Annotated in this window: 13 protein-coding genes; 12 read left to right on the top strand and 1 reads right to left on the bottom strand. The window is 58.5% G+C overall.

Annotation, left to right across the window (positions count from 1 at the left end):
- Positions 1-94 precede the first annotated feature (94 nt).
- The 12 genes from KUF73_RS10470 to KUF73_RS10415 all read left to right on the top strand — a co-directional run bounded on the left by KUF73_RS10470 (position 95) and on the right by KUF73_RS10415 (position 14,376).
- Positions 95-1,453 carry a glutamine synthetase family protein gene (locus KUF73_RS10470; protein ID WP_218437975.1) on the top strand — a complete coding sequence of 453 codons (1,359 nt, stop codon included), beginning with the start codon at positions 95-97 and terminating at the stop codon, positions 1,451-1,453.
- Between the two features lie 162 nt (positions 1,454-1,615).
- The gene (locus KUF73_RS10465) at positions 1,616-2,704 is read left to right on the top strand and encodes a polyamine ABC transporter substrate-binding protein (RefSeq protein ID WP_218437974.1); all 1,089 of its coding nucleotides are present in this window, start codon (positions 1,616-1,618) and stop codon (positions 2,702-2,704) included.
- Positions 2,701-4,002, top strand: coding sequence for an FAD-binding oxidoreductase (locus KUF73_RS10460; protein ID WP_218437973.1), 1,302 nt, complete (start codon positions 2,701-2,703; stop codon positions 4,000-4,002). The genes KUF73_RS10465 and KUF73_RS10460 overlap by 4 nt, the downstream gene beginning before the upstream one ends.
- 192 nt (positions 4,003-4,194) lie before the next feature.
- On the top strand, positions 4,195-4,791 hold the full coding sequence (locus KUF73_RS10455; RefSeq protein WP_218437972.1) for a paraquat-inducible protein A: 597 nt from the start codon (positions 4,195-4,197) through the stop codon (positions 4,789-4,791).
- The gene (locus KUF73_RS10450; protein ID WP_218437971.1) at positions 4,788-5,444 is read left to right on the top strand and encodes a paraquat-inducible protein A; all 657 of its coding nucleotides are present in this window, start codon (positions 4,788-4,790) and stop codon (positions 5,442-5,444) included. The genes KUF73_RS10455 and KUF73_RS10450 overlap by 4 nt, the downstream gene beginning before the upstream one ends.
- Positions 5,425-7,101, top strand: coding sequence for an intermembrane transport protein PqiB (locus KUF73_RS10445; RefSeq protein WP_218437970.1), 1,677 nt, complete (start codon positions 5,425-5,427; stop codon positions 7,099-7,101). The genes KUF73_RS10450 and KUF73_RS10445 overlap by 20 nt, the downstream gene beginning before the upstream one ends.
- 17 nt (positions 7,102-7,118) lie before the next feature.
- The gene (locus tag KUF73_RS10440) at positions 7,119-7,664 is read left to right on the top strand and encodes a membrane integrity-associated transporter subunit PqiC (RefSeq protein WP_218437969.1); all 546 of its coding nucleotides are present in this window, start codon (positions 7,119-7,121) and stop codon (positions 7,662-7,664) included.
- A 279-nt stretch (positions 7,665-7,943) separates the two neighbouring features.
- Positions 7,944-8,612, top strand: a complete 669-nt coding sequence (locus tag KUF73_RS10435) for a histidine phosphatase family protein (RefSeq protein WP_371135443.1) — start codon at positions 7,944-7,946, stop codon at positions 8,610-8,612.
- 118 nt (positions 8,613-8,730) lie between these two features.
- Positions 8,731-10,452 carry a lipid IV(A) 4-amino-4-deoxy-L-arabinosyltransferase gene (gene arnT, locus KUF73_RS10430; RefSeq protein ID WP_218437967.1) on the top strand — a complete coding sequence of 574 codons (1,722 nt, stop codon included), beginning with the start codon at positions 8,731-8,733 and terminating at the stop codon, positions 10,450-10,452.
- Positions 10,453-10,693: 241 nt separating this feature from the next.
- A complete protein-coding gene (locus tag KUF73_RS10425) occupies positions 10,694-11,707 on the top strand; it encodes an iron ABC transporter substrate-binding protein (RefSeq protein ID WP_218437966.1) in 1,014 nt (337 codons plus the stop codon).
- A gap of 3 nt (positions 11,708-11,710) precedes the next feature.
- Positions 11,711-13,309, top strand: a complete 1,599-nt coding sequence (locus tag KUF73_RS10420; RefSeq protein WP_218437965.1) for an iron ABC transporter permease — start codon at positions 11,711-11,713, stop codon at positions 13,307-13,309.
- Positions 13,306-14,376 (top strand): ABC transporter ATP-binding protein, encoded by a 1,071-nt coding sequence (locus tag KUF73_RS10415; protein ID WP_218437964.1) that lies wholly within the window; start codon positions 13,306-13,308, stop codon positions 14,374-14,376. The genes KUF73_RS10420 and KUF73_RS10415 overlap by 4 nt, the downstream gene beginning before the upstream one ends.
- A 72-nt stretch (positions 14,377-14,448) precedes the next feature.
- On the opposite strand, the gene xerC is transcribed toward KUF73_RS10415, so the two are convergent.
- The gene (gene xerC / locus KUF73_RS10410) at positions 14,449-15,387 is read right to left on the bottom strand and encodes a tyrosine recombinase XerC (RefSeq protein ID WP_218437963.1); all 939 of its coding nucleotides are present in this window, start codon (positions 15,385-15,387) and stop codon (positions 14,449-14,451) included.
- Between the last annotated feature and the right edge of the window lie 262 nt (positions 15,388-15,649).

Raw genomic sequence — 15,649 nt, 5'->3', positions numbered from 1 at the left:
TCGCCCAAGATAGACGTCAACGCGCTACAGGGGAAGTGTCCGGCGGATGAAACTGGCCTCTCCTGGCGTTAATAAAACCAATAACGAGGTCTTTATGAATGTCCCTTTCGATCAGCTGTTCACTTGGCTGAAAGATCACAAGATTACCGAAGTCGAGTGCGTTGTCAGCGACCTGACCGGCATTGCACGCGGCAAAATTGCACCCACCAACAAGTTCCTGCATGAGCGAGGCATGCGCCTGCCGGAAAGTGTCCTTCTGCAAACGGTAACCGGGGACTTTGTCGACGACGACATCTACTACGACCTGCTCGACCCGGCTGACATCGACATGGTCTGCAAGCCCGATGCCGACGCCGTTTACGTAGTGCCATGGGCCATCGAGCCGACCGCCATCGTGATCCACGACACCTTCGACAAGTTCGGTAACCCGATCGAACTGTCGCCTCGCAACGTGCTGAAAAAAGTCCTGCAGCTGTATACCGACAAAGGCTGGAGGCCAATCGTCGCGCCGGAAATGGAGTTCTACCTGACCCAGCGTTGCGAAGACCCGGATTTGCCGTTGAAGGCGCCGCTGGGCCGTTCGGGCCGTGCGGAAAGTGGACGTCAGTCGTTCTCCATCGATGCCGCCAACGAATTCGATCCACTGTTCGAAGACGTCTATGACTGGTGCGAACTTCAGGGCCTGGACCTCGATACGCTGATCCACGAAGACGGCCCGGCGCAGATGGAAATCAACTTCCGTCACGGCGACGCGCTGGACCTGGCGGACCAGATCACCGTGTTCAAGCGCACCCTGCGTGAAGCGGCGCTCAAGCACAACGTGACCGCGACTTTCATGGCCAAACCGATTGGCGACGAGCCCGGCAGCGCGATGCATATTCACCAGAGCGTGGTCGACATCGCCACCGGCCAGCCGATTTTCGCCGACGCCGACGGCCAGATGAGCCAGTTGTTCCTGCATCACATTGGCGGCCTGCAAAAATACATCCCCAAAGTGCTGCCGATGTTCGCGCCGAACGTCAACTCGTTCCGCCGCTTCCTGCCGGACACCTCGGCACCGGTCAACGTCGAATGGGGCGAAGAAAACCGCACCGTCGGCTTGCGCGTACCGACTTCCAGCCCGGACGCGATGCGCGTGGAAAACCGTTTGCCAGGTGCTGACGCCAACCCGTACCTGGCCATCGCCGCCAGCCTGTTATGCGGTTACATCGGCATGGTCGAAGGCATCGAACCGAGCGCTGCCGTACAAGGTCGCGCCTATGAACGCCGCAACCTGCGCCTGCCAATCACCATCGAAGACGCGCTGACGCAAATGGAAGAGTGCGAAAACATCGGCCGTTACCTGGGTGACAAGTTCGTGCGGGGTTACGTCGCGGTCAAACGCGCCGAACACGAGAACTTCAAGCGGGTGATTAGCTCGTGGGAGCGTGAGTTCCTGTTGCTGAGCGTCTAACCCCCCTCGCTGCGGTCGGTCTGTAGGAGCTGCGGAGTGAAGCGAGGCTGCGATCTTTTGATCTTGCTTTTGAAAATCAAAAGATCGCAGCCTCGTTTCACTCGGCAGCTCCTACAGAGGGCACGCGCACAAAAAAAATCCAATAAATCCAAGAGGTGTCGAATGCGTCTATTGAAATCCGTGGTCCCGGTCGCGCTGGCCGTAGTGTTCAGCGCAGTTGCCCAGGCTCAGCCACAGGTCAGTGTCTACAACTGGACCGATTACATCGGCGAGACCACCCTCGCCGACTTCCAGGCGAAAACCGGGATCAAGGTGATCTACGACGTCTTCGACTCCAACGAAACCCTGGAAGGCAAACTGCTCGCCGGGCGCACCGGCTATGACGTAGTGGTGCCATCCAACCACTTCCTGGCCCGCCAGGTGAAGGCCGGCGCATTCCTGAAACTGGATCGCGAACAACTGCCGAACTTCAAAAACCTCGACCCGAAACTGCTCGCCTTGCTGGAGAAAAACGATCCGGGTAACTCGCACTCCGTACCATACCTGTGGGGCACCAACGGCATCGGTTACAACGTCGACAAGGTCAAGCAAGTGCTGGGCATCGACCACATCGACTCCTGGGCCGTGCTGTTCGAGCCGGAAAACATCAAGAAGCTGAGCGCGTGCGGCGTGTCGATGATGGACTCGGCGGATGAAGTGTTCCCGGCGGTACTCAACTACATGGGCATGGACCCGCGCAGTGAAAACCCTGAAGACTTCAAAAAAGCCGAAGCCAAGTTGTTGAGCATTCGCCCGTACGTCACCTATTTCCACTCGTCCAAGTACGTGTCGGATTTGGCCAACGGCGACATTTGCGTGGCGTTCGGTTACTCGGGCGATGTGTTCCAGGCCGCCAACCGGGCCAAGGAAGCCAAGAACGGCGTGAACATCGCCTATGCCATTCCCAAGGAAGGCTCCAATTTGTGGTTTGACCTGCTGGCCGTTCCGGCTGACGCCAGCAACCCGAAAGAAGCCCACGCGTTCATTAACTACCTGCTTGACCCGCAAGTGATTGCCAAGGTCAGCGCTTCGGTCGGCTACGCCAACCCCAACCCGCCCGCCAAGCAGTTCATGGACCCGGAACTGGTGAATAACCCTGAGGTTTACCCTTCCCAGGCAGTACTCGACAAGCTCTACATCTCGACCACACCGCCGCAGTCGATCATGCGCCTGATGACCCGGTCCTGGAGCAAAGTGAAGTCCAACAAATGAATCAGCACACCCAGGAACATACACACTCCTATTACGCCGCCTCGGCCAAGGGCATGACGCCCCGGCCTGAGCTGATAGGCGATCTGGTTGCGGATGTCTGTGTGATTGGCGGTGGTTTTACAGGCGTCAACACGGCAATCGAACTGGCCCAGCGCGGACTCTCGGTGATTCTGCTGGAGGCGCGGCGCATTGGCTGGGGTGCCAGCGGTCGCAACGGTGGGCAGCTGATTCGCGGGATAGGCCATGATGTCAGCGGTTTCGCCAAGCATGTCGGTGCCGAGGGCGTACGCTATCTGGAGCGCGCTGGCGTTGAATCGGTGGAACTGGTGGGTCAGCGCATCCGTGAGCACGGTATCGATTGCGACCTGCGCTGGGGTTTTTGCGAACTGGCCAACACCCCGGCGCAGTTCGCCGGGCTGAAGGCCGAACAGGCGGCGCTCAAAGAGTCCGGTTACGCCCATGAAACACGGCTGGTGGAACCTCAGCAGATCCGCGAACAGGTGGTCAACTCCGGTGTGTATGCCGGTGGGCTGGTCGATATGGGCTCGGGCCACTTGCACCCACTGAACCTGGTGCTCGGCGAAGCCCGACTCGCACAATCCTTGGGCGTACAGATTTTCGAGCAGAGCCCGGTACTGGAATTGATCCATGGCAGCACTGTCCAGGTGCGCTGTGCGGGCGGTTCGGTGCGTGCCGGCAGCCTGGTGTTGGCCTGTAACGCGCATCTGGAAGAACTCGAACCGAAACTCAGCGGCAAGGTACTGCCGGCGGGCAGTTACATCGTGGCCACCGAACCTTTGTCGGCGGAAGTTGCCGCGCAGTTGATCCCGAACAACCTGGCGCTGTGCGATCAGAAAGTCGGCCTGGATTACTACCGGCTCTCGGCGGATCGACGCCTGCTGTTCGGCGGAGCTTGCCATTATTCCGGGCGTGATCCTCGGGACATCGAGGCGTATATGCGCCCGCAGATGCTTAAGGTCTTCCCGCAACTGGCGAACGTGCGCATTGATTATCAATGGGGCGGAAGGATTGGCATCTCGGCCAATCGTTTCCCTCAGGTCGGACGCCTGAACCAGCATCCCAACGTGTTTTATGCCCAGGGTTACTCCGGGCACGGCCTGAACGTGACGCACTGGTGCGCCAAATTGTTGGGCGAAGCCATCCATGCGGGTCACAGCAAAGGTTTCGATGTGTTCAGCGCCGTTCCGCACATGACCTTCCCCGGCGGCCGTGCGCTGCGCTCGCCACTGCTGGCCCTCGGCATGCTCTGGTATCGCATGCGTGAAGTCCTCGGCTGAAACCTCTGTTGGAGCTGCCGAAGGCTGCGATCTTTTGATCTTGTTTTTAAAAACCAGATCAAAGGATCGCAGCCTTCGGCAACTCCTACATGAAGATCATCCCCTTGTTCAGCCTTTCGATTTGCTCAATTGCGAGTCACTTCTATATTGAGGAGGTGCTCATCAATTCCTGCATCCTGTCGAGCTTGGCCAATGGCGACGACTGACCCACTGATCATCTGCGAGCACTGCGACTGTGTGTACGAAAAAGTCACGCTCGCCAAACATCAAAAAACACTCTGCACACGCTGCGGTGGCGTGCTTCAGCGCTATAACGGTTTGACCGTGCAGCAGCGCCTGGCATTGACCTTTACCGCGCTGGTGCTATGGATTTTCGCCAATTTCTATCCGGTCATGAGCATCAGCCTCAAAGGCCTTAAAAACAGCGCGACGCTCTGGGACTCGGTAATGGCGCTGAGTCTGGGGCCAATCACGTTCATAGCCATGGTGGCGGCGATTGCGATGATCATCGCACCGATATTCCAGCTGGTGCTGCTGATCTGGGTCCTGAGTTTCGCCCTCTCCAACCGCCGCTCGCCGGGGTTCAAATTCTGCATGCGCTGGCTGGAAACCCTGAGGCCCTGGAGCATGCTGGAGGTCTGTCTGTTGGGAGCGATGGTCGCGGTGATCAAACTGGCGGGTTTGCTCGACGTCCTGCCCGGTATCGGGCTGTTTGCCCTGGCGATCCTCAGCCTGATGATGATCCGCATTGCCGGGCGCGATGTCCGTGAACTGTGGGAAATCATATGAAAAGGCCTCCCCTCGCCAGCGAACTCAACCTCTGCCTGTGCCACACCTGCGGAATGGCGTGTGACATGACCCATCAGCCGCACGAGTGCGAGCGCTGCGATGCCCCGCTGCACCGGCGCAAAACCAACTCCCTGACCCGGACCTGGGCCTACATGTTCACGGCGCTGGCGTTTTACGTACCGGCCAATCTGTTGCCGGTAATGAACACCAAAATGGTCGGCAACGGTGCCGACAGTACGATCATGAGCGGTGTATTGGAGTTTTGGGAGGCCGGTGCCTGGGACATCGCCCTGATCATCTTCATCGCGAGTATCGCCGTGCCCGGCATCAAGTTCGTCGCACTGACGCTGTTGTTGGTGACCGTCCAGCGTGACAGCCAATGGGCACTCAAGGAACGGTCAAAAATGTACCGTTTCGTCGAGGTCATCGGCTATTGGTCGATGCTCGACGTGATCGTCGTGGCCCTGGTGGCCTCGTTAGTGAAGTTTCAAGCGCTGGCCGATATCGAGCCGCGCCCGGGGATTCTGTTCTTTGGCCTGGTGGTGGTGTTCACCATGCTGTCAGCGATGAGTTTCGACCCGCGACTGATCTGGGATCGGGCGCAGGAAGACCCACACTTTGAGGAGGTCAAGGATGAAGCAACAAGCCATTGAAGGGCCGCGTGATCCTGGTCAGGCCCCCGTCAAGACAAGCCGTTTCAGCGTATCGCTGGTCTGGATTGTGCCGATTGTCGCCGTACTGGTGGGCATTTCTCTGGTGGTGCACAGCATGCTGCAGGAAGGGCCGACCATCACCATCACCTTCAAGACCGGTGATGGCCTGACCGCCAACAAGACCGAGGTCAAGTACCGCAACGTGGTGATCGGCCAAGTCACCGACGTGGAACTGAGTAACGACCAGAAGAGCGTTAACGCCACGATCAAACTGGCCAAACAGGCGGAGAGTTTCACCCGCGAAGATTCGCAATACTGGGTGGTGCGCCCGCGCATCGGTGCTGGCGGGGTGTCGGGCATCGACACCCTGCTGTCCGGGGACTACATCGGCGCTGACATCGGCCAGGCCAATGGGCGCTCGAAAAATTTCAATGGCCTGGAAAACCCGCCACCCATTACCTATGGCGAGCCGGGCAAACGCTTCACCTTGCATACGCAGGATCTGGGGTCACTGGACATTGGGTCGCCGGTCTACTACCGCAAGATTCCGGTAGGCCAGGTAGTGGCCTACGCGCTGGACCCAGACGGAAAAGGCGTCAACATTGAGTTGTTCATCCACGCCCCCAATGATGCCTATGTCACCGAAAACACCCGTTTCTGGAACGCCAGCGGAATTGACGTAAACGTTGGTGCCAATGGTTTTGCGGTGAAGACCGAGTCGTTATCGGCCTTGTTGGTGGGCGGCATTGCCTTCCGCGCACCCGACTACAACCCCAACGATAAGCCGGCCGCCGAAGAGTATGCCTACGAACTGTTCGAAGACCAGCAAACCGCCCTGGCCCCGCCCAATGGCAAGGCGCAGTTCATGACCTTGCGCTTCGATCAGGCGCTGCGTGGGCTCAAGATTGATGCGCCGGTCGAGTTTCGGGGTGTGGAAATCGGCAGGGTGGTGTCGGTCAATCTGGATTTTGACGAGCAGACCCGCAGTTTCCCGCTTAACGTTGGTGTAGTCATTTATCCGCAGAGGCTGGGCCGGGCGCACACCAAAATGCTCGAGACGCTGAATCATGACCCCAACGATGAAGCTGGCTCGGTACGTGTGGTCGGTACGCTCATCGAAAACGGCCTGCGCGCCCAGGCGCGCACCGGTAATCTTCTGACCGGCCAGCTCTATATCTCCCTGGACTTCTACCCCAAAGCAGAGAAGGTCGTTTTCGATCAGAACGCTCGCCCGATCCGTATTCCCACCGTCCCTGGCAGCCTGGAGCAATTGCAGGAAAAACTTGAAGCCATGGTCGACAGGATCAACAAACTGCCGGTGGAACGTATTGCCGGTAACCTCGACGGCAACCTCGTGGAACTGCGTAAAAGTCTGGGGCAGTTCAACGCCAAGACCCTGCCCGGCGTGCAAAACACACTGTCGGACTTGAGCAAGACCCTGCAATCGGCCAATACGACGCTGAAATCGGCCGGTTCTACCCTTGCCGACGATTCGCCCCAACGGGAGAAGCTGAACCAGACCCTGGAAGAGTTGGGGCGTACATCGCGCTCCTTGCGTGACCTCGCGGACTACCTGGGACGGCATCCGGAATCGCTGATTCGCGGCCGCCCCGACAATGCCGCGCCAATGGATATGCAAGGACCACCGAGCAAATGACCACAGGAGCATCACCCATGGCTTTTCCGCTGAAGATTGCGCTGATCGCTACGTTGTCATTGCTCGCCGCTTGCCGCAGTGATCCGATCCAGTTCCACACCTTGACCCCGGCGCAGATGAGCGGCAATACAAGGGCAACGACGGATATCCAGATCGAAAGCCTGATTGTCCCGCCCCAGGTCGATCGCCCACAGATTGTTGTGCGCCAGGGCAATACAGGCATGGCGATCCTCGAAACCGAATGGTGGGGTGCGAGCCTGGTGGATGAATTGCGCAGCGCCCTGCGCGATCAGATGGTCAACAGCAACCCGCAACGCAAAGTGTCAGTGCGCATTGAGGTACAGCGCTTCGATTCGATTCCCGGGCAGTACGGGCTGATTGATGTGAAATGGCGTTTGCGCAGTGGAGAGGACATTTTGATGACGTGCCGCAGCACACTACAGACCCCTTCCGGGTCATCCATCGATGATTTGGTGGTGGCACAACAGGCCAACGTTAAACGCCTGGCTGCGCTGATCAGCCAAGGCGCTTCAGGCGCGCATTCTGGTTGCCCATCGGTCTGAGCCCCCTCACTTCTTCCGCTTTGCTCAGCGACGACTCGATCGTCGCTGAGCCCATCTTGCATAATCAAGTAAAAGATAAAAGTTACCAATAACTAACTAAGTAACCCTCTTATCCGTCATTGCAATTTTTTCACATTCATTTCACCCCTCCGCCACCCGCAGAGTTTTAGTTTCTCCTGCATCTAATTCGCTCATCTTAGTTTCAGGGCGAGCATTTAGCGTTGTTTGAATTCTGTTCTTTTACAACCATTCAAATGCGCCCCGGCAGGTGGAAAAAACTTGGTCAACGCCACATCGAACGCACGTTCGCCCCGCCCTGCAAAGGCGCAGCGGCTCTTGAAAGTACTGGTAGTCATCGTCGGCGCCTTGCTGGTCATTGCGCTGGTCACAGGTTTTGCCTGGTGGCCGAGATCGCCCGCCAACCTGGCGAGCGTTGACCCGCACGTCAGGGCTCAACTGTTGCAGCAATGGGAGGCTGGCGAGGTGGTGGTTCTGGTTCGCCATGCCGAGCGCTGCGACCGTTCCAGCCACCCGTGCCTGGGGCCTGCTGACGGCATTACCCGCATCGGCAGCGACTCCGCCGTGGCGGTAGGTCAAGGCTTTTTGCGCCTGGGGATGACGCAGGCTGAGGTCTTGACCAGTCCGGTTACCCGCACGGTGCAAACCGCACACTACATGTTTGGCAAAGACGCGCAAACCCAGGAGTGGCTGGCCAGTTGTGGCAGCACGTTGCGCAACGACGTCGTGGCGCACAAGCGTGCCGGGCACAATCTGGTGCTGGTGACGCATAGCGGTTGTATCGGTGACTTTGAAGCCCAGACCGGTTTCAAACACGCCGCTACCAGTGAGTATGGTAGTTCGTTATTTGTCCACATTGCAGACGATGGCCAGCTTCAAGTGCTGGGCATAATCAATGCCGAAGACTGGCACGCAGTAGTTGTGAAGTAAGCCATTTAACCCACACCATTAATTGAATGATTACTGCAATGTACTGGCGCAGATTCAAATTGCGCGCAAACAACTAATTTGCAGAACCCAGCAACTTCTTCCGCGCCAAGGCCAAGTCATGACGTCCATTCCCCCGTTGCCCGAATCTGCTGGCCGCTTGTCCCGTCGCTACACCCGAACACTACCGCTGACGGAACGCTGGACGCTGTGCGCGTTGATGCTGGCATTCGTGACGTTTTACCTGTTACCGCTGATGACCCATGGCTTGTGGATTCCCGACGAAACCCGTTATGCGCAGATCAGCCAGGAAATGCTGCTCAGCGGCGACTGGATCTCGCCGCACTTCATGGGTATTCGCTACTTCGAAAAACCCATCGCCGGTTACTGGCTGATCGCCATTGGGCAGGCGGTGTTCGGCGACAACCTGTTCGGAGTGCGCATCGCATCAGCGCTAAGCACGGGCCTGAGTGTCTGGCTGGCTTATCTGATTGGCCGCCGATTCTGGAACGACCCACGCAAGAGCTTCGCCTGCGCGCTGTTTTACATGAGTTTCGGGCTGATTGCCGGCCAGGCTGGTTATGCCAACCTGGACCCGCAATTCACGTTCTGGGTCAACCTGAGCCTGGTCGCGTTGTGGTTTGCCATCGACAGCCGTACCACACGCGGTCGGTTGGGTGCCTGGGTACTGTTGGGATTTGCCTGCGGCTTGGGCTTCATGACCAAAGGTTTTCTTGCCTGGCTACTGCCGGTAGTGATCGCCCTGCCCTACATGCTGTGGCAACGCCGTCAGGGCGAGTTGTTACGTTACGGAGCATTGGCGGTGGCCGTGGCAGCAGCGGTCTGCCTGCCCTGGGTACTGGCGATCAATCATCAGGAGCCGGACTTCTGGCATTTCTTCTTCTGGAATGAGCACGTGCGGCGCTTCGCCGCCGATAACGCGCAACACGCGCGCCCATGGTGGTTCTACCTGCCAATGCTGGTGGTATCGAGCCTGCCTTGGGCTGCGTTGTTGCCGACGACATTCATCCAGGCATGGAAGAGCAAACGCCAGCCAGTCTTCGCCTTTCTTTTGCTCTGGCTGTTGTTGCCATTGGGTGTATTCAGCGTGAGCAGTGGCAAGTTGCCGACCTACATCATGCCGTGCCTGTTGCCCCTGGCATTGCTGATGGGCCATGCAGTGACAGAGCTGCTGAAACAGGCGCAGGGAAAGACGATCCGCTTCAACGGCTGGCTCAATGTCGTCATCGCCACCAGCGCCTTGATAGCGTTGCTGTACCTGCAAGCCACCAAAGAAGTCTATGAAAATACCGAGATGTTCAGCCTGTCCATGGTGTACATCGTGCTGGTCGGCTGGATTATTGCCAACGCCTTGCAAATCCTGCGTCCATTAGAGCTCTGGGCGATGCCGGCCCTCGGTATCTGGCTACTGGTCGCGCTGTTGCCGGCGGCATTGCCGGGCCAGATGGTCGACAGCAAAATGCCCGACCGTTTTATCGCAGAGCATCTGGATAGCCTGAAGCAGACAACGTCGTTGCTCAGTAATGATCTGGGGGCAGCCTCGGCGGTGTCCTGGCTTGTGAAGCGGCCACAGGTGGATCTCTATAATGTCGTCGGCGAATTGAAATACGGCCTCGACGACCCGGCCATGGTATCGCGCAAAGTAACCAAAGAGGACGTCGGGCAATGGATGATCGAGGCTCGCAAAAAGGGTTCGGTCGGTGTGGTGATGCGGATCAACAGCGTCGATGAGATTCAGGAAGTCGAGCAACTCCCTATCGACGGCCAGCGTTATCAGCGCGGTAATTTGCAGATTCTGATCTTCCCGCAAAGCCAGCCCTGACAGCGACAGATACAAAAAAACCGAGAGGCTTGGCAGGCCTCTCGGTTTTTTGCGTTTCAAGTGCGCAATATTGCAGTGCGATGACACGAATTAACCGTTTATTTGACGTTTTTTTCTCATTCTTCTCTCTACATTCGCCCGCCTTAAACATGCAAATGATTCGTATTGTTCTACACTCATCGACGACCTTCCCGCGTCGACTCTACGTGCTCGATTCTAAAAAAACCGGAGCTGCCACCGCATGATTTCCCGTATCCCGTCTTTCCTGAAAAAAGCCTTGCTGGCCACCGCCCTCATGAGTGCCGGCCACGCGTATGCAGCGGACACCGTCGGCATCGTGGTTTACAACGCGCAGCACGAAGGCCTGACCAAGTCCTGGGTTGAAGGTTTTACCCAGGAAACCGGTATTCCGGTCACCCTGCGCAATGGTGATGACACTGAAATGGGCAATCAGATCGTGCAGGAAGGGGCCGCTTCGCCGGCGGATGTGTTCCTGACCGAAAACTCCCCGGCCATGGTTCTGGTCGACAACGCAGGTCTGTTTGCGCCGGTCGACAAAGCCACCCTGGAGCAAGTCGACCCCGCCTACCGCCCGGCCCACGGCAAATGGGTAGGGATCGCCGCGCGCTCCACCGTATTCGTCTACAACCCGAGCAAACTGTCGGAAACCAACCTGCCGAAATCGATCATGGACCTCGCCGACCCGAGCTGGAAAGGTCGTTGGGCCGCGTCGCCGGGCGGTGCCGACTTCCAGGCCATCGTCGCCGCCATGCTGGAGCAAAAGGGCGAAGCCGCGACACTTGCCTGGTTGAAAGCGATGAAAACCAACTTCACCGCCTACCGCGGCAACAGCTCGGTACTTAAAGCGGTCAATGCCGGGCAAATCGAAAGCGGCGTGATCTACCACTATTACAGCCTGGTCGATCAGTCCAAGACCGGCGAAAACAGCAAGAACACCGCCCTTCACTACTTCAAACACAAAGACCCAGGCGCGTTTGTCAGCATCTCCGGTGGCGGCGTCCTGGCTTCCAGCCAACACAAGGAACAAGCCCAGGCGTTCCTCAAGTACATCACCGGCAAGGATGGCCAGGCCATTCTCAAGAATGGCAAATCGTTTGAATACGCTGTCGGCAAGGACGCTCAATCCAACCCTAAACTGGTGCCTTTGCAGCAGCTGGACGCGCCAACCGTCGATGCCTCCAAGCTCGACAGTAAAAAAGCCGTGGAGCTGATGACTCAGGCCGGATTGCTTTAATTGATGCCTGAAACCCTGCCGGCGGGTGTCGCCGAATCGATACCCGCCAACCTGCGTCGCCGATCACGCGGCCTGTTCGCGAGCCGTGGTGGCGCGTGGGTGGTCGGTTTGTCGGTGCTGGTTTCGTTGTTGGCGCTGCTGCCCATCGCGTTCGTCATCGGCGTGTACCTGCAAACCGGCTGGGCCGCCCTGGTGCCGCTGGTGTTCCGGCCCCGGGTCGGCGAGTTGCTGGTCAACACGGTATTGCTGGTGATCATCACCATCCCTTTGTGCGTGGCACTGGGGGTGGCGCTGGCTTGGCTGACCGAACGCACAAACCTACCGGGACGGCGTTGGTGGTCCTTGCTGGCCACCGCGCCACTGGCGGTGCCGGCGTTCGTTCACAGCTATGCCTGGGTCAGCCTGGTGCCACCGATCCACGGGTTGTTTGCCGGGGTACTGGTCTCGGTCATTGCTTACTTCCCGTTTCTTTATCTGCCGGTTGCCGCGACCCTGCGGCGACTGGACCCGGCTATCGAAGACGTCGGCGAATCACTGGGACTCAAGCCCTGGGCGGTGTTTTTCCGCGTGGTGCTACCGCAGTTGCGCCTGGCCATTTGCGGCGGCGCCTTGCTGGTTGGCTTGCACTTGCTGGCCGAATACGGCCTGTACGCGATGATCCGTTTCGACACTTTCACCACGGCGATCTTCGATCAGTTCAAATCCACCTTCAACGGGCCTGCCGCCAACCTGCTGGCCGGCGTGCTGGCGCTGTGTTGCCTGGCCATGTTGACGGCAGAATCGGCCGCTCGGGGCCATGCGCGTTACGCCCGCGTCGGATCAGGCAGTGCCCGTGAACAACGAGTTGTTTGCCTGAGCACGACGTCTACGGTACTGGCGCTGGCCTTGCAGGTCGTCACCTGCATTCTGGCGCTGGGCGTGCCGCTGATCACCTTGGGCAAATGGTTGATTGCCGGTGGCGCGCAGGTCTGGGACCTGCCGGAGTTGTTGCCGGCGCTACAGCAAACGCTGCAGTTCGGTATAGCAGGCGCTGCCTTGACCACCTGCGCAGCCATTCCGATTGCCTGGCTGTCGATCCGCTCGCCTGGCCGGTTGCAACGTCTGCTGGAAAGTTGCAACTACATTACCAGTTCGCTGCCAGGCATCGTCGTGGCACTCGCATTGGTCACCGTGACTATCCATTTCGCGCGGCCGATCTACCAGACCACAATCACCGTGCTGCTGGCGTATCTGCTGATGTTCCTGCCGCGTGCACTGGTGAGCCTGCGTGCCGGTATCGCCCAGGCACCGGTGGAACTGGAAAACATCGCCCGCAGCCTGGGCCGCTCGCCTGCCCGGGCGTTATGGCTGATCACCCTGCGCCTGGCCGCACCGGGCGCTGCCGCGGGTGCCGCGCTGGTGTTTTTGGCGATCACCAATGAACTGACCGCCACCCTGCTGCTCGCGCCGAACGGCACGCGTACGTTGGCGACCGGGTTCTGGGCCATGACCAGCGAAATCGATTACGCCGCCGCAGCGCCCTATGCGCTGTTGATGATTGTCCTGTCGCTTCCGCTAACCGGACTTCTCTACCACCAATCGAAAAAAACGGCTGGCCGATGAACGCTCTAGAACTGCATTCGATTTCCAAATCCTACGGATCCCAACGGGCCCTGGATAACGTCAGCCTGTCGGTGCCCACCGGCAGCCGTACGGTGATTGTCGGCCCCTCAGGCTCGGGAAAAACCACCTTGTTGCGAATGATCGCCGGTTTCGAGTTTCCCGATATCGGCCGCCTTTCGCTCAATGGCCAGACCTTGGTTGACAGTACCCATGAAGTGCCAGCGCACCAACGCCTGATTGGCTATGTTCCCCAGGATGGTGCCCTGTTTCCGCACATGACCGTGGCCGCAAATATCGGTTTCGGCTTGGCGACCAAGGGCAGTCAGAAGCAAGAGCGCATCGCCGAACTTATGGAGAGTGTTGCGCTTGATTCGAACATGGCCGAGCGTTGGCCGCATGAGCTGTCCGGCGGCCAGCAGCAGCGTGTGGCGCTGGCGCGAGCCTTGGCCCAGCAGCCGCGGTTGATGCTGCTGGACGAGCCGTTTTCGGCGCTCGATACCGGCCTGCGTGCCAGCATGCGCAAACTGGTTTCGCGCTTGCTGGCCGAGGCTGGGGTTACCACCATCCTGGTCACCCACGATCAAAGCGAAGCCCTGTCGTTCGCCGATCAGCTGGCGGTGATGCGCCATGGCCGGTTGGTGCAGTCGGGGCATCCCCTGGACCTTTACCGTTACCCTGATGATGTACAAACCGCGCTGTTTCTTGGTGACGCCGTGGTCATGCCGGCGCGAATCGAAGCCGGTTGGGCCCATTGCGACCTGGGACGGATACCGGTCAACAACCACCGCAACAACAGCGAGGCGCAAATAATGTTGCGCCCGGAGCAGTTGCAGCTGGCCAGCGTCCTGCCCCATTCCGCAGAAGCTGCCGGTTGCCGTGCCGTGGTGACTGAACGGGATTTCAGCGGCAATACCTGCACGTTGACCGTCGAATTGCAGGCATCGGCCCCCGGTGAAGAGTCGGGGCGTTCATTGCTGGTGCGCAGTTCCGGTATGTACGCGCCACCGGCCGGCAGCGCTGTTCACGTATCGACTATTGGCCATGCTCATGTGCTGAGCGAGCCTTAACGCCAACAGATCGCAGCCTGCGGCAGCTCCTGCATTGGGTTGCGTTTTAGTGCAGGCTGCGATCTTTGCTTTTCACAGATCGAAGCGATCAACCGCCCGGCGTCGCTCGTTGTCGTCGCGCACATCGTAATTGGCGGTCGTCTGGATGTTGCTGTGGTGGGCGAGTTTCTGGGCGATCGACAAATCGTGTTCCTCAATCACCCGGGTGATGAATGAACGCCGGAAATCATGCGGCATGATTTTCACGCCCACCTGCGCGCCTCGTTGGCGGGCGATGTAATAGATCGCATGCTTGGTGATGCGCTCGCGGGTGATGTGGCTGCCGCGACGGATACGGTTGAACAGAAACGGGTCATCCGCTTCACCTTCCTTCAGCTGTGAGCGGCGTAACTCCAGCCAGGCGTCGAGTTTGGCGAAGGCCCAGGCCGGTGCATATTTGATCAGCTGTTTGTTGCCCTTGGCAGTAACCCGCAGGCTGCGCTCGGTGAAATCGACCTGACTCAGATCAAGGTTCACCGATTCCGACTTGCGCATCCCCGAACCATACAAAATCCCGATGATCGCCGCGTCCCGCAGGCCTTGCGGCCGTGGGTCGGCGGCACACACCTCCATCAGTTCCTGGATCAACGTGCGCCGAAGATTACGGCCCTGGGACAGCCGCGTGCCGGCAATTCCCTTGACCGAGCGCATTTTCAGCAGGTGTTCCTGGCTGATCAGGCTCATGCGCCACGCTTCGTTCATCACCCCGCGCAGTGCGTTGACGTACAACGACGAAGTGTTCGGCGCGTAACCGTCCGCGCGCAAGGCGGCAACTAACGCGATCACCTCTTCGGGTTGTAGCTCATGCCAGGAAATTTCCTCGATGTTCATGTCTTCGAAGCCGAGGCGGTCGGCGGCGTCCTGCAAGACGTAGCGCATGGTCAGTTGGCTGGATGGCGCCAGCCGCGCCAGATAGACGGTCAGCGGGTTGGTCTTGGTAGCACTTGAATCGGCAACAGGTAAGTCAATCAAACGAAACGGCCTTGAATGAAAACAGTTCAATGAAACAACTAATAAATGAAACATCGTCGATATAGAAGGCGACACTTTCTGTAGGAAGTTTCCGTTAAAAGCAGCGATAAACGGCAGAAGTCTGAACAGTCGCTTAATAGCCTTCAGATAAACGATTCGCCAACCGTTTTTTCATGTTCCTTTCACAAAATCGAGCATACCCTCATAACAATGCGACTGGCTCTGATGGGCGCCCAACCTGCCGGCCAGGGCAGAAAAAGTC

Origin of the sequence: Pseudomonas sp. PD9R (assembly GCF_019200975.1) — a bacterium.
Taxonomy (GTDB): Bacteria; Pseudomonadota; Gammaproteobacteria; order Pseudomonadales; family Pseudomonadaceae; genus Aquipseudomonas.
Note: the sequence above shows the minus strand (reverse complement) of the source record. Positions and strands in the feature narration are given on the sequence as shown.